The sequence below is a fragment of the Azoarcus olearius genome (assembly GCF_001682385.1).
GTDB classification, from domain to species: domain Bacteria; phylum Pseudomonadota; class Gammaproteobacteria; order Burkholderiales; family Rhodocyclaceae; genus Azoarcus; species Azoarcus olearius.
Map to the genome: position 1 here is coordinate 4,244,906 of NZ_CP016210.1, position 22,768 is coordinate 4,267,673.

Here is a 22,768-nt window from a genome sequence, read left to right on the forward strand (position 1 = left end):
TCCCCTTCAAGGGGAGGAACGACAAAGCCGCCGCGGATGGTCGCGGCAACACACGGAGAACACACGAGATGTGCACGGTTTGCGGCTGCGGCAGTGGCGAATTGCGATACAACGGTCAGCCCGCGACGGCCAAGGCGGCGCGCAAACCCGCGGTCGCGACCGGCTTTCGCCCGCTGCCGGCTTCGCCCGCTGTGGGTGAGCCGCCCGCGCATGCACATCAGGACCCTGCGCCGGTTGCCAGCGCCGGGGCGCTCGACTACGGCCAGGGCCCAGCCCATGCCCATGCGCCGGGGCTGTCGCAGCAGCAGATGGTGAAGATCGAGCGCGACATCCTCGGCAAGAACGACGCGCTCGCCGCAGCCAACCGCGACTGGCTCGCGCGGCGCGGCGTGTTCTCGCTCAACCTCGTCTCCAGCCCGGGTTCGGGCAAGACCACGCTGCTGGTGAAGACCATCGAACGCCTCGCCGGCCGCGTGCCGGTGGCGGTGATCGAGGGCGACCAGCAGACCGAGTTCGACGCCGAGCGCATCCGCGCCACCGGCGCGCCGGCGCTGCAGATCAACACCGGCAAGGGCTGTCACCTCGACGCCCACATGGTGGGCGAAGCCTTCTCGCGGCTGCCGATCGCCGAGCGCAGCCTGCTGCTGATCGAGAACGTCGGCAACCTCGTCTGTCCGGCCGCGTTCGACCTCGGCGAGGCCCACAAGGTGGTGATCCTGTCGGTGACCGAGGGCGAGGACAAGCCGCTGAAGTATCCGGACATGTTCGCCGCGGCCGACCTGATGCTGCTCTCCAAGGTCGATCTGCTGCCCTACCTCAGTTTCGACGTCGAGCGCGCGATCGGCTATGCGCGCCGGGTCAATCCGCGGCTGCAGGTGCTGCAGCTGTCGTCCACCAGCGGAAGCGGTTTCGACGAATGGCTGGCGTGGATCGACGCCGGCCTCGCAGACCGGGCCGGCGCCGCGGCCCGCGCAGCGGAGAACCCATCATGAGCGAAGACACCAGCACCAGCCCGCGGCAGCCGCGCTTCGAACGGCGGCGCTTCTACGTGCGCGGGGTGGTCCAGGGCGTGGGTTTCCGGCCCTTCGTGTACCGCCTGGCGCAGGAACTGGAGCTGTCGGGCTGGGTGCGCAATGATGGCGGCGGGGTCGAGATCGAGGTGCAGGGCACGGCGGGCAACCTGTCCGCCCTCGCCGCCCGCCTGCGCGGCGAGGCGCCGCCGCTGGCCCGCATCGACACGCTGGAATCCGAGCTGCGCGAGTTCGACCCGGCCGACCACGGCTTCACGATCACTGCGTCGCGCGGCGGCGAGATCACGACCGCGATCAGCCACGACGCCGCGGTGTGCCCCGACTGTCTGCGCGAGATGTTCGATCCGTCGAACCGGCGCTGGCGCTACCCCTTCATCAACTGTACGCACTGCGGGCCACGCTACACGCTGACCCACGGCCTGCCCTACGACCGCGTCAATACCAGCATGGCGGCCTTCGCGCTGTGCCCGGACTGCGCGCACGAATACGCCTCGCCGCGCGATCGCCGCTTCCACGCCGAACCCAACGCCTGTCCCGAATGCGGGCCGCGGCTGGGCTTGCTGGAGGGCTTCGGCATCACCGTCGCCACCCGCGACCCCGTGGCCGAGACGCTGCTGCGCCTGCTGTGCGGCGAAATCGTCGCGGTCAAGGGCGTGGGCGGCTTCCACCTGATGTGCGACGCGCGCAACCCCGAGGCGGTGGGCCGCCTGCGCGAACGCAAGTCGCGCGAGAACAAGCCCTTCGCGCTGATGGTGGCCAACCTGGAATCCGCCCGCCACTGGGCGCGGCTGAGCAGCACCGACGAGCAGCTGCTCGCCGCGCCGGAGCGCCCGGTGGTGCTGTGCGACAAGCGCCCCAGCGTCGATCAGGAGCTGTGGGACGTCGCCCCCGCGCTTGCCGCGGTGGGCCTGATGCTGCCCTACACCCCGCTGCACTACCTGCTGTTCCACGACTACGCCGGGCGCCCGCCGGGCACCGAATGGCTGCGGCGGCCGCTGGACCTCGCGCTGGTGTGCACCTCGGCCAACCCGGGCGGCGAGCCGCTGGTCACCGGCAACCGCGAGGCCACGCGGCGGCTGATGGGCATCGCCGACGCCTACCTGATCCACGACCGCGACATCGTCGTGCGCTGCGACGACTCGGTGGTGCGCAGCCTGCCGGCGGTGCGCGCGGGCGACGACGGCGTGCAGTTCATCCGCCGCTCGCGCGGCTACACCCCGCGCGCGCTGCGCCTCACCGAGAAAGGGCCGGCGGTGCTGGCCTTCGGCGGGCTGCTGAAGAACGCGCTCTGTCTCACCCGTGGCGACGAGGCCTTCCTGTCCCAGCACATCGGCGACCTCGAATCCGCCAGCGCCTGCCAGGCGCTCGACGAAATCGCCGAGCACCTGCAGCGCATCCTCGCGCTGTCGCCCGAAGCGGTGGCGCACGACCTGCATCCCGACTTCCCCTCCACGCGCGCGGCCGAGGCGCTGGCCGAACGGCTGGGCGTGCCCGCATTCGCCGTCCAGCACCACCACGCCCACGTCGCCGCGGTGGAGGCCGAACACCACCACCGCGGCCCGGTGCTCGGGCTGGCGCTGGACGGCGTGGGGCTGGGCACCGACGGTCAGGCCTGGGGCGGCGAACTGCTGCGGGTGGACGGCGCGCGCTTCGAGCGCCTCGGCCACCTCGCGCCGCTGCCGCTGCCGGGCGCCGACAAGGCGGCGCGCGAGCCGTGGCGGATGGCCGCGGCAGTGCTGCACCGGCTCGGCCGCGGCGAGGAGATCGCGGCCCGCTTCCACGAAGAACAGGCCGCGTGGCGGCTCGCGGAGCTGATCGCGGCGGGCACGCGCTGCCCGCCCACCACCAGCCTGGGGCGCTGGTTCGACGCCGCCGCCGGCCTGCTCGGCGTGTGCCGCCGCATGGGCTATGAAGGCGAAGCCGCGATGCGGCTGGAAACGCTCGCGGCCGAGTTCGGCCCGGTGCTGCCGCTGCACGGACGCTGGCGCATGGCGCAGGGCGGCAGCGACGGCGGCACGCTGGACCTGCTGCCGCTGCTCGCCGAACTGGCGGACGAACCCGATACAGCGCGCGGCGCGGCGCTGTTCCATGCCACGCTGGCCGCCGCGCTCGAAGCCTGGACGCTGCGCGCCGCCGACCTCTCCGGCGTGCGCACGGTCGCGCTGTCCGGCGGCTGTTTCCTCAACCGCCTGCTGTCGCGCGACCTGTCGCGGCGGCTGGCATCGCGCGGCCTCACCGTGCTGGAGGCCCGCCAGGTGCCGCCCAACGACGGCGGCCTCGCACTCGGGCAGGCGCACGTCGCCCGCCATCTGCTGACCGAAGGAATCTGATCCGATGTGCCTTGCCGTCCCTGCCCGCGTTTCGGAACTGCTCCCCAACGACACCGCCCGCGTCGAACTCGGCGGCGTCACCAAGGAAATCTCGCTTGCGCTGGTCGATGAGGTCGCGGTGGGCGACTACGTCATCGTCCACGTCGGCTACGCGCTCTCCAAGCTCGACCGCGAGGAGGCCGAGGCCACGCTGGCGCTGTTCGCCGAAGCCGGGCTGACGCCCTCGCTGGAGGGCGCGCAATGAAGTACGTGGACGAATTCCGCGACGGCGAACTCGCCCGCGGCCTTGGCGAGGCGATCCGGCGCGAGGCCGATCCCGGCCGCCACTACGCCTTCATGGAGTTCTGCGGCGGCCACACCCACGCCATCTCGCGCTACGGCGTGATCGACCTGCTGCCGAAGAACGTGCGCATGGTGCACGGCCCCGGCTGCCCGGTGTGCGTGCTGCCGGTGGGCCGCATCGACATGGCGATCAAGCTCGCGATGGAGCGCGCGGTGACGATCTGCACCTACGGCGACTGCCTGCGCGTGCCCGCCTCCGACGGCCTCTCGCTGCTGAAGGCGCGCGCCCACCTGGATAAATCCCGCGCCGACATCCGCATGGTGTATTCCGCCGCCGATGCGCTCGCGCTCGCCCAGCGCGAGCCGCAGCGCGAGGTGGTGTTCCTCGCGATCGGCTTCGAGACCACCACGCCGCCCACCGCGCTGGTGCTGAAGCAGGCGCAGGCACTGGGGCTGAAGAACTTCAGCGTGCTGTGCAACCACGTGCTGACCCCGGCGGCGATCGTCGCCATCCTCGAACACCCCGAGGGCAGCGGCGTGCAGCTCGACGGCTTCGTCGGCCCGGCGCACGTCTCCACGGTGATCGGCAGCCGGCCCTACGACTTCGTCGCCACGCAGTACAACAAGCCGGTGGTGATCGCCGGCTTCGAGCCGCTCGACGTGATGCAGTCCATCCTGATGCTGGTGCGCCAGGTGAATGACGGTCGCGCCGCGGTCGAGAACGAATTCACCCGCGCCGTCACCCCGGACGGCAACCGCAAGGCGCAGGCCCTGGTCGCCGAGGTCTTCGAGCTGCGCGACAGCTACGAATGGCGCGGCCTCGGCAGCCTGCCGCAGTCGGCGCTGAAGATCCGCGCCGAGTTCGCCGCATGGGATGCCGAGGCCAGGTTCGGCATCGGCTACACCCCGGTCGCCGACCACAAGGCCTGCGAGTGCGGCACCATCCTGCGCGGCGAAAAGCGCCCGGCCGACTGCAAGCTGTTCGGCACCGTGTGCACGCCGGAAACGCCGATGGGCTCGTGCATGGTGTCCTCCGAAGGCGCCTGCGCCGCCCACTACAATTACGGCCGTTTCCGCGACATCGCGGTGGTGGCCGCCTGACGCATCCCCGCGCAGCCACGCCGGCCCGGCCGGCGCCGGCTGCGCCCCTACCGCACCGACATCCGCCGATGAAAGCCAACTACACCCGCCCGCTGGACCTCAAGCATGGCCGCGTCGACATGAACCACGGCGCCGGCGGCCGCGCCACCGCGCAGCTGGTCTCCGAACTCTTCGCCCGCGCCTTCGACAACCCCTGGCTCGCCCAGGGCGACGACGGCGCGGTGCTGCCGGCGCCCGAACCCGGCGAACGCCTGGTGATGGCGACCGACGGCCACGTGGTGTCGCCGCTGTTCTTTCCGGGCGGCGACATCGGCAGCCTGGCGGTGCACGGCACGGTCAACGACCTGGCGGTGATGGGCGCGCGCCCGCTCTACCTGTCGGCCAGCTTCATCCTGGAAGAAGGCTATCCGCTCGCCGACCTCAAGCGCATCGTCGACGCCATGGCCGAGGCCAGCCGCAGCGTCGGTGTGCCGGTGGTCACCGGCGACACCAAGGTGGTCGAGCAGGGCAAGGGCGACGGCGTCTTCATTGCCACCACTGGCGTCGGCGCGCTGCCCCCGGGCCGGGCGCCGGGTGGCGCCAGCGCGCGCCCGGGCGACGTGGTGCTGGTGTCGGGCAGCATGGGCGACCACGGCATGGCCATCCTCGCGGTGCGCGAGGCGCTCGCCTTCGACAGCGAAATCCGCTCCGACAGCGCACCGCTCGCCTGTTTGGTCGAAACGCTGTACGCCGCGGTGCCGGCCGACGCGATCCGCGTGCTGCGCGATCCCACCCGCGGCGGGCTGGCCACCACGCTCAACGAGATCGCGCGCCAGTCCGGCGCCGGCATGCTGATCGACGAGGCCGCGATCCCGGTGCACCCGCAGGTGGAAGCCGCCTGCGAGCTGCTCGGGCTGGACCCGCTCTATCTCGCCAACGAGGGCAAGCTGATCGTCGTCTGCGCGCCAGAGCACGCCGAGGCCGCGCTTGCCGCCATGCGGGCCCATCCGCGCGGCCGGGACGCCGCACGCATCGGCACCGTGATCGCGGACGATCACCACTTCGTACAGCTGCGCACCGCGCTCGGCGGCATGCGCATGCTCGACTGGCTGTCGGGCGAACCGCTGCCGCGCATCTGCTGAGCGCCGCCGACCGATGCCCCCGCCGCTGCCGCCCGAACTGCCGTCCATCCTCGTCGTCGACGACGAGATCCGCTCGCAGGAAGCCCTGCGCCGCACGCTGGAGGAAGACTTCGAAGTCTTCACCGCGTCCGGCGCCGACGACGCGATCGCCATCCTCGAGCGCGAGTGGATACAGATCGTGCTGTGCGACCAGCGCATGCCGGGCAGCTCCGGCGTCGCGCTGCTGCGCCAGGTGCGCGAGCGCTGGCCCGAGGCGGTGCGCATCATCATTTCCGGCTACACCGATTCGGAAGACATCATCGCCGGCATCAACGAGGCCGGCATCTACCAGTACCTGCTCAAGCCCTGGCAGCCGGAACAGCTGCTGCTGGCGCTGAAATCCGCCGCCGAAATGGCCCGGCTGCACGCCGAGAACCAGCGCCTGACGCTGGAACTGCGCACCGCCGCGCCGGTGCTCGAAAAACAGGTCAGCCACCGGCGCGCCAGCGTGCGCCAGCAGTTCGCGCTCGACGCCGTGCTGCGCGCGCCCGGCTCGCCGATGAACGCGGTGTGCGCGCTGGTGAAGAAGCTCGCCGCGCTCGACATCCCGGTGCTGCTGACCGGCGAATCCGGCACCGGCAAGGAACTGCTGGCGCGCGCGCTGCACTACGACAGCCCGCGCGCCGGCGAGGCCTTCGTGGTGGAGAACTGCGGCGCGCTGCCCGACCAGCTGCTGGAATCCGAACTCTTCGGCCACAAGCGCGGCGCCTTCACCGGCGCCTTCGAAGACCGCGTCGGCCTCTTCAAGCAGGCCGATGGCGGCACCATGCTGCTCGACGAGATCGGTGAAACCTCGTTCGCCTTCCAGGTGAAGCTGCTGCGCGCGCTGCAGGAGGGCGAGGTGCGGCCGGTGGGAGCGCCGCGGCCGATTCCGGTGGATGCGCGGGTGATTGCCGCCACCAACCGCGACCTCGAAGCCGAGGTGCGCGCCGGCCGCTTCCGCGAGGATCTCTACTACCGGCTGGCGGCACTCACCATCCATGTGCCGCCGCTGCGCGAGCGCACGATGGACATCCCGCTGATCGCGCAGGCGCTGGTGGATGAAACCCAGGCCGCACTCGGACGCCGCTTCGAGCCGCTGTCGGCCGAGGTGATCACCTGCCTGCAGGCCTGGCGCTGGCCGGGCAATGTGCGCGAACTGCGCAACGAGGTGCTGCGCATGATCGCGCTCGCCGACGACGAGCGCCTGTCGGCCGCCCACCTGAGCCCGCGCGTGCTGCGTGCGGGCGACGCGCACGAGGAGCCGGCGCTGTCGATGCTGAGCGGGCTGGACGGCGACCTCAAGACCCGGCTGGAAGCGCTCGAAGCGCGCATCGTCAAGGAAAGCCTGATCCGCCACCGCTGGAACAAGACCCGCGCGGCCAAGGAACTCGGCCTGTCGCGCGTCGGCCTGCGCAGCAAGCTGGCGCGCTATGGGCTGGAGCGCGACTGAAGCCGCGCGGCCACCTCAGCCGCGCAGGCCGCGGCGCTCATCCACCTCGGCGAGCGCGCGCAGGATGAAGGCAGAGGTCGGCCCGACGCCTTCGCTTTCCACCGCGTGCTCCACGGTGGTGAACGCCAGCACCAGCAGGCCTCGCATCTTGTCGAACGCAGCCTCGTTGCCCTGGCGCAGCCGAGGGTCGTTATGTAGCACCGCGTCCATCACCCCGGGGTCGCGCAGGCGCAGCCCGCACAGCGCCGCCAGCGTCGCGAGTTCGTGGATGATGTCGTCCAGATCCTGCTGGAAATGCGGCAGCCCGTTCATCGCACGCCTCCTCGGCCGGGTGAAAGCGGTGACTGTGCCGCAACCTCTGCTGCAGCGCAACACGGCTCCACCCCGTCGCTTTCCGGCCCGCGCCGGCGCGGGTTTCCGCACCGGCCTTTGCGGCGTCCTCCGCTAATGGTTCAATCTCGCCCCATGAACCTCATCTGGCTCCAATCCGGCGGTTGCGGCGGCTGCACGATGTCGCTGCTGTGCTCGGACGCGCGCGATCTCCTCGGCCTGCTGCGCGACGCCGGGATCAACATCCTGTGGCATCCCTCGTTGTCCGAACAGACCGGACCGGAGGCGCTGGCGCTGCTGGAAGCCTGCGCGAACGGCGAGATTCCGCTCGATCTGCTGTGCGTGGAAGGCGCGATGCTGCGCGGCCCCGCCGGCAGCGGCCGCTTCCATGTGCTGGCCGGCAGCGGCAAGCCGATGATCCACTGGGTGGAGGCGCTGGCCGCGCGCGCGCGCCACACGCTGGCGATCGGCTCCTGCGCGGCCTGGGGTGGCATCAGCGCCGGCGGCACCAACCCCACCGAGGCCTGCGGCCTGCAATACGAGGGTGAAACCCGCGGCGGCCTCCTCGGCGCCGGCTATCGCGGCAGCGCCGGCCTGCCGGTAATCAACGTGGCCGGCTGCCCCACGCACCCCGGCTGGGTGGTCGACACGCTGCTGGCGCTCGCGCTGGGCGAGTTCGGCGCCGACGCGCTCGATGCGCTCGCGCGGCCGCGCTTCTACGCCGATCAGCTGGTGCACCACGGCTGCTCGCGCAACGAGTTCTACGAGTTCAAGGCCAGCGCCGAAAAGCCCTCCGACCTCGGCTGCATGATGGAGCACCTCGGCTGCAAGGGCACCCAGGCCCATGCGGACTGCAACCTGCGGCCTTGGAACGGCAGCGGCTCGTGCACCAGCGGCGGCTACGCCTGCATCTCGTGCACCGAACCCGGCTTCGAGACTCCCGGCCATCCCTTCGCGCAGACGCCCAAGGTGGCCGGCATCCCGATCGGCCTGCCGTCCGACATGCCGAAGGCCTGGTTCGTGGCGCTGGCGGCGCTGTCCAAGTCGGCCACGCCGCGCCGCGTGCGCGAAAACGCCACCGCCGACCACCCGCAGATCACGCCGGCGATCCGCCGCACCGGACTGAAATGAGAGCCCCCACGCTCACTGCGTTCGCGGAGGGTCGGCTTTGCACAGCCGACCCGCTCGACCGGCACGGCGCAGTGCGCCGCGAAACCCCGGTCTCGCCCCCCCGAGGGGGCTTCGCCACGCTTGGGGCGGCCCGGCGCATGGCGACCACGAGGTGGTCATGAACCGCATCGTCGTCGGGCCCTTCAACCGCGTCGAGGGCGACCTGGAGGTGACGCTGGACGTGGCCGACGGCCGGGTGGCGGCGGCGCGGGTCAATTCGCCGCTCTTCCGCGGTTTCGAGCAGATCCTGGTGGGCAAGGACCCGCGCGACGCGCTGGTGTTCGTGCCGCGCATCTGCGGCATCTGCTCGGTGTCGCAGTCGGCCGCGGCCGCGGCGGCGCTGCGCGCGGCGATGGGACTGGCCGTGCCGGACAACGGCCGCCACGCCGCCAACCTGGTCCTCGCCACCGAGAACCTTGCCGACCACTTCACCCACTTCTACCTCTTCTTCATGCCCGACTTCGCCCGCGACGCCTATGCGGGGCGGCGGTGGTTCGAGGCGGCGCGGGCACGCTTCAAGGCGGTGGAAGGCAGTGCCACGGCGGACGCGCTGCCGGCGCGCGCCGCCTTCATGCACACCCTGGGGCTGCTCGCCGGCAAGTGGCCGCACACCTTGTCGCTGCAGCCGGGCGGTTCGGCGCGCGCGGTGTCGGCCGCGGAAAAGATCCGCCTCTATGCGCTGCTGCGCGAGTTCCGCGGCTGGCTGGAGCGGCGCTTGTTCGGCGACAGTCTGGAAGCGATCGCGGCGCTCGATTCGATGGCGGCGCTCGAAGCCTGGGCCGCGGCGCGACCGCCGGGCGCGTCGGACTTCCGCCTGTTCCTGGAGATCGCCGCGGACCTTAAGCTGCGCCGCGCGGGCCGCGCCACAGATGTCTATCTGAGCTACGGCGCCTATGGCGACGCGGACGACGCCCTGTTCGCGCGCGGCGTGTGGCGGCCGGGCAGCGCCACCACGGCGCTCGATGCGGGCGCGATCGTCGAGGATGTCAGCCACGCCTGGCTGCGCGACGAGGCGCCACGCCATCCACTGCAGGGCCACACCTGGCCCGATGCCGACAAGGCCGGCGCCTACAGCTGGTGCAAGGCGCCGCGGCTGGGCGGCGAGGTCGTGGAATGCGGCGCGCTTGCGCGCCAGCTGGTGGATGGCCAGCCGCTGCTGCGCGAACTGGTGACGGGTGAGGGCGGCAGCGTGTTCGCGCGCGTGCTCGGCCGCCTGCTCGAATTCGCCCGCGTGCTGCCGGCGATGGAAACCTGGGTGCGGGCGATCGAGCCCGGCGCGCCGTTCTGCGCCCAGGGCGAACTGCCGGACGACGCCCAGGGCGTGGGCCTGGTGGAAGCGGCGCGTGGCGCGCTCGGCCACTGGCTGACGGTGCGCCACGGCCGCATCGTCGGGTATCAGATCATCGCGCCGACCACCTGGAACTTCTCGCCGCGCGACGCAGCCGGAACACCCGGGGCGCTGGAGCAGGCCCTGGTCGGGCTGCCGATGGCCGAAGACGGCAGCGTGCCCGCGCTGGTCCAGCACGTGGTGCGCTCTTTCGACCCCTGCATGGTATGTACGGTGCATTGACCTCGATCGCGGCCGGCTCGGTGCCGTGCCGCATGCCCTTGGCCGCAGGAGCGGCAAGTGGATACCCTGTACCCGGACAGGTCGTGAAGGAGAGTGCGTGAGGGCATCGGACTGGGGCTTGAGCGCCGCACGCTGGGCGATCGCCGGGGCCATCGTGCTGCTGGTGACCGACCTGCTGCTGGCGTGGGTGCTGTGGAACGAACGCGAACGCGCGCTGGAGCGCGGTCAGGAGTCGGTCACGCTGGCGGCCGCAACCGCCCTGCGGCGCGCCGAGAGCCTGTTCGAACTGCTCGACCGCACCCTGTCCGGCGTCAGCGAGGTGGTGGCGGCGCGCGCCAGCACCGCGCCGGACGACGTTTACCTGCACCGCCTGCTGCTCCGGCGCAACGCGATCACGCCGGCCCTCGTCTCGATCAACCTCATCGGTGCCGACGGCCGCCTCCTCAGCACCTCGCGCACCTATCCGGCGCCGCCGATCGACCTCTCCGACCGGGACTACGTGAAGGCGCAGATCGATGACTGGAACAAGGGCCTGTTCCTCGGCAGCCCGGTCACTTCGCGCCTGAGCGGCATCCAGATCGTGCCGATCAGCCGGCGCGTGAACAACGACGGCGGCCGCCTGATCGGTGTCGTCTCGGGGGCGATCGATCCCCACTACCTTCACGATCTGGTGTCCAACGGCGCCGACGGCCTGCTGCTGGGCATCTTCCGCCGCGACGGCCATGCGCTGGCCTGCCTGCCGCACCGCGAGGAATGCCCCGATGCGCCGCCGCAGGTAAAGCACATGATCGACAGCGACCTGGAAGGCGGCGCCGAGGCCGAGATCAGCAAAGTGCGCCTGCTCGGCAAGGGCCGCGGCATTTCGGTCTATCTGCCCTCGCGCGACGGCCAGTTCTTCGTCGTTGCCGACCTGCCGAACAAGACCCTGCTCGCCTCCTGGCATGCGAACCTGCCGGTGTTCCTGGTGATCGCGCTCGGCGGCAACGTCGCGCTGATGGTGATCGGGCTCTACGCCTACCGTCAGGTCACCCGCCGCCGCCAGGCGCTGGACGAACTGGCCGCCACCAACCGCGAACTGGAAGACCGGGTGCGCGAACGCACCCGCGAGCTGCACCGGCTGGCCCACACCGACGTGCTGACCGGCGCGCGCAACCGGCGCGCCTTCATGGACGAAGGCGAGGCGCTGTTCGCGCTGGCGCACCGCCACCACCGCGACCTCGCGGTAATGGTGCTCGACGTGGACCGCTTCAAGTCGATCAACGACCGCTACGGCCACGCCGGGGGCGACGCGGTGCTGCGCGCGCTCGCCACCGTGCCCGACAGCGTGCTGCGCACCTCCGACCTGTTCGCCCGCTTCGGCGGCGAGGAGTTCGCCATCGTGCTGCCGGAAACCGACTGCAAGGGTGCGATGGAGGTCGGCCAGCGCCTGCTCGCGGCCTTCCGCGAATGCGAGGTGCCGCACGACGGCCAGGTGCTGCGCTTCACGGTGTCGATCGGCTTGAGCGTGATCGGACCCGCCGACGCCAGCCTGGAAGCGCTGCTGCAGCGTGCCGACCTGGCCCTCTACCGGGCCAAGGAAAGCGGCCGCGACCGCCTCGAATGGACGCCGGCCGACTCAGGCGTGTGCTAGCGTGAAGCCAGCCTGACCGCCGCTCGCCACCATGCCCGACCAGCCCCGCCATCCCGATCCGCTGCCGCCGCTGCAACACACCGGCCATCCCGGCGAACTCGTCGGCGTCGGCGAGGACGTGTGGATGGACGTCATCCACAAGATGGACGAGGTCTATTCCGACCTGCTGCAGTACGAAGTGGCGCTGGAGGAAAAGAACGCCAAGCTGGAGGAATCGCAGCAGTTCATCCTGTCGGTGCTGACCTCGATCTCCGACATCCTGGTGGTGTGCGACCGCCACGGTGCCATCGAGGAGGTCAACCGCTCGCTGGAGGACTTCACCGGGCGCGACCTCGACAGCCTGCGCGGCACCTCGGTGTTCGAGCTGCTGGCCGACGACCAGGCCCGCGCCCAGCTGCGGCACCTGTTCTCGCTGTTCGGCGACCAGGCCCTGCACGACTGCGAACTGCCGCTGCGCGCGTGCGACGGCAGCGCGGTGCCGGTGTCGCTCAACTGCACGCCGCGCTTCAACGCGGTCGGCAAGGCGATGGGGATGGTGGTCACCGGCCGCCCGGTGGGTGAACTCAAGCGCGCCTATCAGGCGCTGCGCCAGGCCCACGAAGACCTCAAGCGCACCCAGCAGCAGCTGCTGCATTCCGAGAAGATGGCCTCGCTCGGGCGCCTGGTGGCCGGCGTCGCCCACGAGCTGAACAACCCGATCAGCTTCATCCTCGGCAACGTCCACGCGCTCAAGCGCTACGCCGGCCGGCTGGAGAGCTACCTCGGCGCGATCCACGGCGGCGACAGCGCGGAACACCTCGCCCAGCTGCGCACGCGGCTGCGCATCGACCGCCTGCTCGGCGACCTGCCGGCGCTGATCGACGGCACCATCGAGGGCGCCGAACGCACGCGCGACATCGTGGACGGCCTCAAGCGCTTCTCCGCGATCGACCGCGAGGTGAACGAAGCCTTCGACCTCGCCGAGGTGATCGAGCGCGCGGTGAGCTGGGTGCGGCGCGGCGCGCGCGACAGCTTCCACGTGCGCTTCTCGATGCCGCGCAAGATCCCGATGACCGGCTCGGCCGGGCAGATGCAGCAGGTGATGATGAATCTGGTGCAGAACGCCTGGGACGCCACCGCGGAACAGCCCGAACAGTGGCTGGACATCCTCGCGGAGGTGGAAGCGGGCACGGATACCGGCGGCGCGCGCGTGCGGGTGAGCTTTCACGACAACGGGCCGGGCATCGCGGCCCAGCATCTGCCGCAGGTGTTCGACCCCTTCTTTTCGACCAAGCAGGTGGGCAAGGGCACCGGGCTGGGGCTGTCGATCAGCTACGGCATCATCGAGCGCCACGGCGGGCGCATCAGCGCCGCCAACCATCCGGCCGGCGGCGCCATCTTCACGGTCGAGCTGCCGCTGGCAGGCGTGGGGGCGTAAGCCGCTTCAGGCGAGGCGGCGGTAGGCGCCGCCGTGGTAGATCAGCGGCGGCAGCTCGTTGCGGTCGAAATCCACGACTTCGCTGATGAACACCACGTGGTCGCCGCCCGGATGACGCACCGTGTTGCGGCACTGGAAGCGCGCGCAGCAGCCGCGCAGCAGCGGCACGCCGCCAACGCCCTCATCCAGTTCGAGATCGGCGAACTTGTCGTCCGAACGGCGCGAGAACAGCCGCGACAGCGGTTCCTGGTCCTCGGCGAGGATATTGATCGCGTAGTATTCGCAGTTTTCGAAGATCGCCCGGCTCGGCAACTGGTTGGCCAGGCTCCACACGATCAGCGGCGGCTCGAGCGACACCGAGTTGAACGAGTTGATCGTCAGCCCGAGCGGTTCGCCTGCCGGGCTGCGCGTGGTGACCACCGCGATGCCGGTGGCGAACATGCCCAGCGCGTTGCGGAAATTGCGGGCGAAATCGGCTGCCGACGGATTGGGTTGGGACATGGATGACTCTGCTGGCCGGAAGGCCCCGGGCGCGTCTGCCCGACGCACCGAAGGGCGAAAACGCCCGATTATCGCCGTGAAGCCCTGCCCCGTCGAGCACTGCACTCCCCACTGATGACACCCCCACGCCCCGCTCCGTCCGCCCCCCCGCCCGCTGCCGCCGGCCCGCGGGACTTCGCCGCGCGCCTGCTCGACTGGCAGCGTACCGACGGCCGTCACGACCTGCCCTGGCAACGCAGCGCCGACCCGTACCGGATCTGGCTGTCGGAGATCATGCTGCAGCAGACCCAGGTGGAAACGGTGATCCCGTACTACGCGCGCTTTCTCGACCGTTTCCCGACGCTGGCGGACCTTGCGGCGGCGCCGGTGGAGGACGTGATGGCGCTGTGGAGCGGGCTGGGCTACTACGCCCGCGCGCGCAACCTGCACCGCGCGGCGGTGGCGGTGGCGACGCAGCACGGCGGCCGCTTCCCGCCCAGCGCGGCGGCCATCGCCGAGCTGCCCGGCATCGGCCGTTCGACCGCGGCGGCGATTGCCGCCTTTGCCTACGGCGAGCGCGCCGCGATCCTTGACGGCAACGTCAAGCGCGTGCTCTGCCGCGCCTTCGGCATCGACGGTTTTCCGGGCGAAAAGGCGGTGGAAAACCGGCTGTGGGCGCTGGCCGAAGCGCTGCTGCCGCAGGCCGAGGTCGGACGCTACATCCAGGCGCAGATGGACCTGGGCGCCACCGTATGCACCCGCGGCAAGCCGGCTTGCACGCGCTGTCCGTTCGCCGCGGACTGCGTGGCGCTCACGACCGCGCGCGTCGGCGAACTGCCCGTGCCGCGGCCGCGGAAGGCGGCGCCGCGCCGCCACAGCCGCATGGCCGTGCTGCGGTGCGGGGACCGGGTCCTGCTGGAGCGCCGCCCGCCGGCCGGCATCTGGGGCGGGCTGCTGGCGCTGCCGGAAATCCCGCCAGACGGCGCCAATGTCGGCCAATGGACGCAGGCGCGCTTCGGCCTGCGCGCCACGACGATGACGCCGCTGCCGCCGCTGACCCATGTGTTCACCCACTTCGTGCTGGAGATCGCGCCACTGCAGATCGAGGTCGAAGCCGGCGGGAGCCGGGCGGATGACGATGGCGCGCTGTGCTGGCTGCCGCTGTCCGACACCACCGGCGCCGCGCTGCCGACGCCAGTGCGGCGCATCCTCGACGGGCTGGCGACGCCGGACTGAATGAAAGCGCCCTCCCCTTCAAGGAAGCGTAGGTGGAGTTTCGCAGCGCATCGCGCTGCGCGGCCGGAGCGGCGGAGCGAAGCGAAGATTCCCGGGTTGGGGTGGGAAGGGGGCGGGAAGGCGGGGAATGGGTTCACGCCGGCGGCGAGTTCAGCCCCCTCCCAAGCGCCCGGTGAAAGGGGAGATACCACGCCGCCGGCGCAGTCTCAGCCGGCGGTCTTCAGCAGACCGCGCTGGTGCAGGAACTGCTGGACGATCTCCAGCCGGCTGACGACGTCGTCCAGTTCCAGCAGCTTCTGCCGCGCCACGAGCGGAATCGGCAGCACTTCGGCGTAGCGCGCGCCGACCCAGGCGGCGTCGTCGAAACGGTGCGGTTCGGGCAGGCGGTCGCCGAGTTCGCCGACGATCGCCTTCAGCAGCGGCAACAGTTCGGCCTGGCCGGCCGGCACCGCCTCGGGCGCGGGCTGCGCGAGCCAGCGCACCGTGCCGGTGAGCAGGCCGTCGCGCTCGACCTCGTGGTCCTCGATACGGAAGCGGCGGCCTCCGCGCACGACGATGGACAACACGCCCGGCTCGGCCATGCCCCACTGCTCGATCAGCGCCTCGGTGCCCACCGCGTGGGGGATGGCCGCGTCGCCCACTTCCGGGCCGGCGGCGATCAGGCACACGCCGAAGCTGGCGCCGTCGCGCAGGCAGCGGGTCACCATGTCCATGTAGCGCGCCTCGAACACCCGCAGCGGCAGCAGGCCGTCGGGGAACAGCACGGTATTGAGCGGAAACAGCGGCAGGCGGACGGCGTCGGTCATGGCGGCGGGAAGAGGGAAAAGGAGCGGGAACGCTTCAGTCTATGCCGTCGGCGGGCGCCTCGCCCCAGCGGGCCATCAGGCTGTGCGCCACGCCGAGCTGGTCGAGGATGCGGGCGACGACGAAATCGACCAGGTCCTGAACGGTTTGGGGGTGATGGTAGAAGCCGGGATTGGGCGGCAGGATGCAGACGCCGAGGCGGGCCAGCTTGAGCATGTTCTCGAGGTGGATCGCCGAGTACGGCGTCTCGCGCGGCACCAGCACCAGCTTGCGGCCTTCCTTCACGACCACGTCGGCGGCGCGCTCGATCAGGCTCTGGCTCAGGCCCGCGGCCACCGCCGCCAGCGTCGCCATGGTGCAGGGGCAGATCACCATCGCATCCGGCGGGTTGGAACCGGAAGCCGGCGGCGCGAACCATTCCTCGCGGCCGAACACGCGCAGTTGGCCGGGCTGAGCCTTGAAGCGCGCCGACAGCTCCGCTTCCACCTCGGCCGGACGCCCCGGCAGGGTCCAGTCCATCTCCTGGCGGGCAACGATCTGCGCGACCTGCGAATACAGCAGCCACACCCTGCAGCCGGCGGCGAGCAGGCATTCCACCAGGCGCACGCCGTAGGGCAGGCCGGAGGCGCCGGTAAAGGCGACGGTGATGGTCTTGGTAGCGCTCATCGCGGGTCACACGCGGCAGGAGAGAAGGCGCAAGGGTAACCGATCGCGCCGGCGGCCGCGGCGGCGCGGCCAAGACGCTCCGAACCCGTGCGCCCGCCTGTTGCATTGCACACAAAGATTGACAACCCCACGGCGAACGGTAGAATCCGCCGCAAATGCTGCACCGCAACAAAAGCGCAACAGCCCTTCCATCGATCTCTACCCCGGATAACGACCATGACCCAGATCTTCAACGCCGAAGCCTTCACCGCTGTCTTCAAGGACAACATCGAGACCTTCTCCAGCCTCGCCGGCAGCGCCTTCAAGCGCGCTGAGCGCCTGGTGGCCCTCAACCTCAACGCCAGCCGCGCGATGCTGGAGGACAGCATCACCAGCACCCGCGCCCTGCTCGCCGCCAAGACCCCGCAGGACCTGAGCGACGCCCAGGCCACGCTGCTGCAGCCGGCCATCGAAGGCACGGTCGCCCTCGCCCGCAGCGCCTACGAGCTGGCCCTCGAAGCCCAGCAGGAAGCCGCCGCGCTGGCCGAAAGCCAGTTCGCCGAACTCCACAAGGTGCTCGCCAGCTCGCTCGAGCAGGCCGCGAAGTCGGCCCCGGCCGGCAGCGAAGGCGTGTTCGCCGCGATCAAGTCCGTGGTCGCCGCCAACACCAGCGCCTACGACTCGCTGAACAAGGCCGCCAAGCAGGCTGCCGAACTGGCCCAGGCCAACGTCAGCGCCGCGACCGACGCCGCGACCAAGGTCGTCGCGCTGATCAAGAAGGCCGCCTGAGTCGTCCGCCGCACGAGGGCGCCGGGGTGAGCACCCCGGCCGCATCTCCCGCAATCGGGCCGCCACGTGCGGCCCGATTGCGTTGACCGCCCCTTCCATCAGGTCGTCTGCACAGCCTGCAGCGCGCGGCGCATGCCGCCGAAGCGGCGCCGGTAGGCCGCGGGCGTCAGCCCCACTTCACGGCGGAACAGGCGGTTGAAGAAGCTCGCGTCCTCGTAGCCCAGTTCCAGTGCCACCGCCTCCACCGCCAGCGTGCTGGCCTCCAGCATCTGCTTGGCTTCCTCCAGCCGCAGCGTGTGGACATACTCCATCGGCGACATTCCGGTAGCGAGCTGGAAGCGGCGCTTGAACGAACGTTCCGGCAGGCCGCTGCGCGCCACCATCGCCGCCACCGGCGTCGGGCGCTGGTAGTTGTCGGCGATCCAGGCCTGGCAGTCGGCGATCAGCGCATCCTCGGCCTGGCGCGAGCGCGCGAGCCGGGCGAAGGGCTGCTGCCCACTGTGGTGCCAGTCGATCAGGTTCAGCCGCGCCACATGCATCGCCTCGTCCACCCCGGCCAGCCGCGCGATCAGGTACAGCGCAAGGTCCAGCCAGGTGGTGCCGCCGCCCGCCATCACCAGCCGTTGCCCCTCGCCGGCGGCGACCAGCGCGCGCTGGGGATGCACCGTCACCGCGGGATACTCGCGCGCCAGATGCGCGCAGAAGCCCCAGTGCGTGGTGGCGTCTTCACCGTCGAGCAGGCCCGCCTCGGCCAGCATCACCGCGCCGGAACAGGCGGTGGCAAGCAGGCTGCCGCCGGCGTGGCAGGCGCGCAGCCAGTCGATTTCGGCGGGAAAGCGGCCGGCGATCGACTCCCCGGGCACCACCGCCAGCTCGGGCACGCACACCGCGGCCGGCGGCGGACAGTCGACCAGCGCGCGGTCCGGCGTCAGCGTCACGCCGTTGGCGGCGCGCAGCGGACGCCCCTCGCGCGAGACCACGACCGGCGCGAACAGCGGCGCGCCAGGGGTGCCGTCCATCAGCAGCGGCCAGTCACGCCCGGCCGACATGAAGAGGTCGTACATGCCGTACAGCGTCGAGGCGGTGGTCTCGGCCATCGCGAGGATGGCGATCGGCAGGGGCGGTTCGGTGCGCATGGCAGATTCGTCCACCTGGTGGCCGGAACGGCTTTGGTCCGCCCGCAAGCGCCCGCCTAAGCTGGGCCTCGTGATGCGGCGGGCGCCCGGGCGGGCCCCGACTTCATGATAGCCGCCCGGCCGGCACACGCTGCGCGCATCCCCGACCCCGACTGGAGAACCTCATGAGCCTTTATCGCCACCGCCTGCCGCAGCTTGCCGGCGCCGCCTTCGTCAGCGACGGCGGCATGGAAACCACGCTGATCTATCACCATGGCCGCGAACTGCCGCACTTCGCCGCGTTCACGCTGATGGATGACGCGGAAGGCCGCAGGCTGCTGACCGACTACTACCGCCGCTACATCGATATCGCGCTGCGCCACCGCCGCGGCCTGCTGCTGGAAACGCCCACCTGGCGCGCCAGCGCGGACTGGGGCGCGCGGCTCGGCTACGACGCGGCCGCGCTCGCGCGGGTGAACCGCGACAGCGTGGCGCTGCTGGACGCCCTGCGCGCAACGCATCAGCGCGCCGGCACGCCGATGGTCATCAGCGGCGCGATCGGGCCGCGGGGCGACGGCTACGTGGCCGACGCGGGCATGAGTGCCACCGAGGCCGCGGACTACCACGGCGAGCAGATCGCCACGCTGGCGAGCACGCGCTGCGACCTGGTCACCGCATTCACGCTCAATTACGTGGACGAAGCGATCGGGATCGTGCGCGCCGCGCAACACGAGACGATGCCCGTAGTGATCTCGTTCACGCTGGAAACCGACGGTCGCCTGCCCTCCGGCCAGGCGCTGGGCGACGCGATCCGCGAAACCGACGCCGCCACCGCGGCCGGGGCGGCCTACTACATGATCAACTGCGCGCATCCGACCCATTTCGACCACGTACTCGACGGCGCGGGCGACTGGCGCCACCGCATCCGCGGCCTGCGCGCCAACGCTTCGTGCCGCAGCCACGCCGAACTGGATGCGGCCACCGAGCTCGACGCCGGCGACCCGATCGACCTCGGCGCGCGCTACCGTGCGCTGCGCCCGCAACTGCCCGGGCTCGCGGTGATCGGCGGCTGTTGCGGCACCGACCACCGTCACGTCGAGGCGATCTGCGCCGCCTACGACGGCTGAGCCGCGCTCAGCGCAGGTAGTCGCCCAGGATCACCCAGCGACCGTCGCGGATCTGCGCGAGCCGGCCGTGGCGGTTGCCGAGGTGATCGGCGGGGCTGAAGCGGTATTCCGGGCTGCCGAAGAAGTCGCGCGTGGTGGCCAGCCGCTCCATCGCCGCGGTAAAGCGCTCGGTGGTGAGATCGCGCCCCGCGGCCTGCGCGGCCTGGATGAAGAGGTCGGCGATCGAATAGCCCATTGCGCTCCACACGTTGGGATCGACGCCGTAGCGCTGCCGGTAGCGCGCGATCCAGTCCGCCAGCGCGCGGTTGGCGCCGGCCGCGTAGGGGTGCGGCAGCACGCTGACGCCGTACAACCCCTCCACCGCGGCCCCGCCCAGTTCGTGGGTCTGCGCCGAGTAGCCCGAGGCGGTGACCAGCATGTCCACCTTCCAGCCGATCTTGCGCGCCTCCGCCATCGCCGCGATCGTCTCGCGCACCACGGTGGCGAGCACCACCAGGTCGCAGTCGGCGCTGCGCAGCCGGGCCACCTGGCTGGAGAGATCGGTGGCGCCGCGCTTGTAGCTGGTCTTCTCGGCCAATCCGCGGCCCAGCTTCGCCAGTCCGGCTTCCACGCCCTTCATCACCTCCAGGCCGTAGTCGTCGTCCTGGTAGAGCAGGCAGCTGCGCTGGTAGCCGCGCTCCTTCACCATGTGGCGCACCGCCGCCTCCATGTAGTCCTGGTAGGGCGCAAACAGCTGGAACTTGAGCGGATGCACCGGGCTGTAGGTGGATTCGTGCGGCGAGAACGGAAACAGGTGCAAGCGCCCCGCATCCACGATCAGCGGCATGGTCGCCATCACCACCGGCGTGCCCATGTTGGCCAGGAAGGCGAAGGCGCCGTCGCGCTGGATCAGCTTGCGCGCCGCCAGCACGCCGCGCTTGGGGTCGTAGCCGGCATCCTCCACCACCAGCCGCAGCTTGCGGCCGTGGACGCCACCGGCGGCGTTGGCTTCGTCGATGCGCATCAGCATGCCGTCGCGCACCGGGGTGCCGAGCAACGCGATCGGGCCGGACAGATCCTGGATGCTGCCGAGCACGATCTCGCGCTCGGTCACGCCTGGGGTGGCGGCAGCGGCAAGGGCGGTCCAGCCCAGCAGGGCGACGGCGGCGAGGCGGCGGAAGAGACGCATGGCGACGGACGGGCAGAGCAAGAAAAGGCGGAATTATCCGCCACGCGGGGACACTGCGGCAGGCGTCAGCGGCCGCCCGCGAGCCCCTGCGGACGCAGCAGCACCGCGGCAACGATCAGCGCACCGAACAGCAGCGTCTCCACGCCTGCGCTGCGCAGCGTGTCGCCGGGCAGCGCATCTCGCGCGAGCGCAATCAGTTGCGGCAGCGCGACGATCACCAGCGCGCCCCACAAGGCGCCGGCAAGCCGCCGCGCACCACCGATGAAGACCAGCATCAACAGCTCGAAGGAAAAGCGCAGCCCGAACTGCTCGGGGCTGAGGTAGCCGATCCAGTGAGCGTAGAGCGCACCTCCCAGCCCGGCGAGCGCGCCGCCTGCGGTGAACGCGAGCGCGATCGACGGCCCTGCGGCGATGCCGCAGGCCTGCGCGGCCATCTCATCCTCGCGCAGCGCGCGCCACGCGCGGCCGATGCGGCTGGCGAGCAGGCGGCGGCAGCCCGCCCACGCCAGCGCCAGCAGCACGGCGCTGACGCCGAGTTGCGCCGCCGGCGCGGTGGCCGACCAGCCGCCGACGCTAAAGGCGGCGACACCCAGCCCTGCGCTGCCGCGCGTCAGCGACTCCCAGCGCACCAGGGCCTCTTCCACCATCAGCGCAAAGGCCAGCGTGCTGATGCCGAAGTAGAGCCCGCCGAGGCGGCGCGCCGGCAGGCTGGCGAGCGCACCGCCCGCGCCGCCGGCCGCCATCGCCAACGGCAGCGCCAGCAGCGGGGGCAGCCCGCGCGCCACCAGCAGCGCCTGGGTGTAGGCGCCGAGCGCCACCAGCGCACCGTGGCCAAGCGCGATCTGGCCGCCGTGGCCGACGACGATGACGAGGCCGAGCCCGGCGATCGCATAAGTGATGACCAAGGTGGCCTGACCGAGCGCGTAGTCGGGGCTGGCGCTGGCGTACCCGAATACGGCAAGCGCAAGTACCGCGGCCGCGGCCAGCGCGGCGCGGCGTGCCGTGGCGCTCATCGGGCCGGCCTCGCAAACGCGCGGACCGAGCCTCCGGCAGCGGAGTCTTCAGCCGCGGCCAAAGGCGGCATTCGGGCGTTCATGCCGCGCGCCCGCCGAACCCGCGCGGGAAGGCCAGCAGCGCCAGCATCAACAGCGCGTAAGGCACCGCGTCCTTGTAGCCCTCGGGCAGCGCCAGCCCGGCCAGCGCCTCGGCCACGCCGATGAAGACGCCGCCCGCGAGCGCGCCCGGCAGGCTGTAAAGGCCGCCGAGCACCGCGGCCGGAAAGGCTTTCAGCGCCACCAGCCCCATGTCGAGATGGACAAAGGAGATCGGCGCGAGCAGCAGCCCGGCAAAGGCCGCCAGCCCGGCGCCCAGCGCCCACGCCAGCGTGTGCATGCGCGCCACCGGCACCCCCATCAGCGCGGCGACGCGCGCATCCTCGGCGCAGGCGCGCAACGCCAGCCCCGCACGGGTGTGGCGGAAGAACAGCGCCAGCAGCAGCACCAGCAGCGCGGTGGCGGCGATCACCGCGAGGTGGCTGGATGCGAACGCGATGCCGCCCAATACCAGCACCTGCTCGGGCAGCGGCAGGCGGTGCATCTCGTGGGTGGCGGCAGGCACGCTCGCGACCGCGCCCCGCATCACCAGTCCGAAGCCGAAGGTCAGCAGCACCGCAACCAGATGGGGCTGGCCGAGTGCGCGCCGCAGCGCCAGCCGCTCCAGCGCGGCGCCGAGCAGCGCCACCGCGAGCACGGCCAGCACGCCGGCGAGCGCGAGCGGCACCCCCGCCGCATGCAGGCCGACCGCGGCGAAGGCGCCCACCATCAGCAGTTCGCCCTGCATGAAGCTGACGGTGTCGCTCGCCTTGTAGATCAGCACGAAGGACAGCGCCACCAGCCCATACACGCAGCCCGTGGCAACGCCGCTGGCGAGAACCTGGGCGAAGGCGGACATC

General features: G+C 71.3%; 21 protein-coding genes. 13 read left to right on the forward strand and 8 right to left on the reverse strand.

Translation table 11 applies throughout. The features are described 5' to 3' along the window. The first annotated feature begins 68 nt into the window (after positions 1–68). The 6 genes from hypB (at position 69) to dqs_RS19470 (ending at position 7,336) form a co-directional block, all read left to right on the forward strand. Positions 69–992 carry a hydrogenase nickel incorporation protein HypB gene (gene hypB, locus dqs_RS19445; protein WP_065341474.1) on the forward strand — a complete coding sequence of 308 codons (924 nt, stop codon included), beginning with the start codon at positions 69–71 and terminating at the stop codon, positions 990–992. Next, positions 989–3,361 (forward strand): carbamoyltransferase HypF, encoded by a 2,373-nt coding sequence (gene hypF / locus dqs_RS19450; protein WP_065341475.1) that lies wholly within the window; start codon positions 989–991, stop codon positions 3,359–3,361. The genes hypB and hypF overlap by 4 nt, the downstream gene beginning before the upstream one ends. Before the next feature lie 4 nt (positions 3,362–3,365). Continuing rightward, on the forward strand, positions 3,366–3,605 hold the full coding sequence (locus dqs_RS19455; protein ID WP_065341476.1) for a HypC/HybG/HupF family hydrogenase formation chaperone: 240 nt from the start codon (positions 3,366–3,368) through the stop codon (positions 3,603–3,605). Then, entirely contained in the window at positions 3,602–4,744 is a 1,143-nt protein-coding gene (hypD, locus tag dqs_RS19460) for a hydrogenase formation protein HypD (RefSeq protein WP_011767525.1), read from the forward strand. The genes dqs_RS19455 and hypD overlap by 4 nt, the downstream gene beginning before the upstream one ends. Before the next feature lie 68 nt (positions 4,745–4,812). Beyond that, entirely contained in the window at positions 4,813–5,865 is a 1,053-nt protein-coding gene (gene hypE, locus dqs_RS19465; RefSeq protein ID WP_011767526.1) for a hydrogenase expression/formation protein HypE, read from the forward strand. Between the two features lie 13 nt (positions 5,866–5,878). Then, positions 5,879–7,336, forward strand: a complete 1,458-nt coding sequence (locus tag dqs_RS19470; RefSeq protein WP_011767527.1) for a sigma-54-dependent transcriptional regulator — start codon at positions 5,879–5,881, stop codon at positions 7,334–7,336. Positions 7,337–7,351: 15 nt separating this feature from the next. On the opposite strand, the gene dqs_RS19475 is transcribed toward dqs_RS19470, so the two are convergent. Continuing rightward, positions 7,352–7,648 carry a hypothetical protein gene (locus dqs_RS19475; protein WP_011767528.1) on the reverse strand — a complete coding sequence of 99 codons (297 nt, stop codon included), beginning with the start codon at positions 7,646–7,648 and terminating at the stop codon, positions 7,352–7,354. Positions 7,649–7,801: 153 nt separating this feature from the next. Here dqs_RS19475 and dqs_RS19480 point away from each other — a divergent pair, with 153 nt between their 5' ends. The 4 genes from dqs_RS19480 to dqs_RS19495 all read left to right on the forward strand — a co-directional run bounded on the left by dqs_RS19480 (position 7,802) and on the right by dqs_RS19495 (position 13,453). Then, complete coding sequence (locus dqs_RS19480) at positions 7,802–8,797, forward strand: NADH-quinone oxidoreductase subunit B family protein (protein WP_011767529.1); 996 nt, start codon at positions 7,802–7,804, stop codon at positions 8,795–8,797. Between the two features lie 157 nt (positions 8,798–8,954). Beyond that, a complete protein-coding gene (locus tag dqs_RS19485; RefSeq protein WP_065341477.1) occupies positions 8,955–10,406 on the forward strand; it encodes a nickel-dependent hydrogenase large subunit in 1,452 nt (483 codons plus the stop codon). A gap of 97 nt (positions 10,407–10,503) precedes the next feature. After that, positions 10,504–12,036 (forward strand): sensor domain-containing diguanylate cyclase, encoded by a 1,533-nt coding sequence (locus tag dqs_RS19490; RefSeq protein ID WP_157108228.1) that lies wholly within the window; start codon positions 10,504–10,506, stop codon positions 12,034–12,036. A 31-nt stretch (positions 12,037–12,067) separates the two neighbouring features. Beyond that, complete coding sequence (locus dqs_RS19495) at positions 12,068–13,453, forward strand: sensor histidine kinase (RefSeq protein WP_065341479.1); 1,386 nt, start codon at positions 12,068–12,070, stop codon at positions 13,451–13,453. Positions 13,454–13,459: 6 nt separating this feature from the next. On the opposite strand, the gene dqs_RS19500 is transcribed toward dqs_RS19495, so the two are convergent. After that, positions 13,460–13,954, reverse strand: coding sequence for a flavin reductase family protein (locus dqs_RS19500; protein ID WP_011767533.1), 495 nt, complete (start codon positions 13,952–13,954; stop codon positions 13,460–13,462). A 114-nt stretch (positions 13,955–14,068) separates the two neighbouring features. Between dqs_RS19500 and mutY the strand changes: the two genes are divergently transcribed. Beyond that, complete coding sequence (gene mutY, locus dqs_RS19505) at positions 14,069–15,169, forward strand: A/G-specific adenine glycosylase (RefSeq protein ID WP_065341480.1); 1,101 nt, start codon at positions 14,069–14,071, stop codon at positions 15,167–15,169. A gap of 206 nt (positions 15,170–15,375) precedes the next feature. Here the strand turns inward: mutY and dqs_RS19510 are convergent, their stop codons facing one another. Continuing rightward, positions 15,376–15,975 carry an LON peptidase substrate-binding domain-containing protein gene (locus dqs_RS19510; protein ID WP_065341481.1) on the reverse strand — a complete coding sequence of 200 codons (600 nt, stop codon included), beginning with the start codon at positions 15,973–15,975 and terminating at the stop codon, positions 15,376–15,378. 34 nt (positions 15,976–16,009) lie between these two features. Beyond that, complete coding sequence (locus dqs_RS19515) at positions 16,010–16,639, reverse strand: flavin prenyltransferase UbiX (RefSeq protein WP_011767536.1); 630 nt, start codon at positions 16,637–16,639, stop codon at positions 16,010–16,012. A gap of 216 nt (positions 16,640–16,855) precedes the next feature. Between dqs_RS19515 and dqs_RS19520 the strand changes: the two genes are divergently transcribed. Continuing rightward, positions 16,856–17,407: a phasin family protein gene (locus tag dqs_RS19520; protein WP_011767537.1), complete on the forward strand. Its 552-nt coding sequence runs from the start codon at positions 16,856–16,858 to the stop codon at positions 17,405–17,407. A 98-nt stretch (positions 17,408–17,505) separates the two neighbouring features. Here dqs_RS19520 and dqs_RS19525 read toward each other — a convergent pair whose 3' ends face one another. Then, a complete protein-coding gene (locus dqs_RS19525; RefSeq protein WP_065341482.1) occupies positions 17,506–18,543 on the reverse strand; it encodes a GlxA family transcriptional regulator in 1,038 nt (345 codons plus the stop codon). Positions 18,544–18,707: 164 nt separating this feature from the next. Between dqs_RS19525 and dqs_RS19530 the strand changes: the two genes are divergently transcribed. Further along, the gene (locus dqs_RS19530; RefSeq protein WP_065341483.1) at positions 18,708–19,649 is read left to right on the forward strand and encodes a homocysteine S-methyltransferase family protein; all 942 of its coding nucleotides are present in this window, start codon (positions 18,708–18,710) and stop codon (positions 19,647–19,649) included. A 7-nt stretch (positions 19,650–19,656) separates the two neighbouring features. On the opposite strand, the gene dqs_RS19535 is transcribed toward dqs_RS19530, so the two are convergent. From dqs_RS19535 to dqs_RS19545, 3 genes are all read right to left on the reverse strand, one after another. Further along, the gene (locus dqs_RS19535; RefSeq protein ID WP_065341484.1) at positions 19,657–20,817 is read right to left on the reverse strand and encodes an ABC transporter substrate-binding protein; all 1,161 of its coding nucleotides are present in this window, start codon (positions 20,815–20,817) and stop codon (positions 19,657–19,659) included. A 65-nt stretch (positions 20,818–20,882) separates the two neighbouring features. Continuing rightward, positions 20,883–21,830 (reverse strand): branched-chain amino acid ABC transporter permease, encoded by a 948-nt coding sequence (locus dqs_RS19540; RefSeq protein WP_065341485.1) that lies wholly within the window; start codon positions 21,828–21,830, stop codon positions 20,883–20,885. A 79-nt stretch (positions 21,831–21,909) separates the two neighbouring features. Further along, complete coding sequence (locus dqs_RS19545; RefSeq protein WP_065341486.1) at positions 21,910–22,767, reverse strand: branched-chain amino acid ABC transporter permease; 858 nt, start codon at positions 22,765–22,767, stop codon at positions 21,910–21,912. Position 22,768 lies beyond the last annotated feature (1 nt).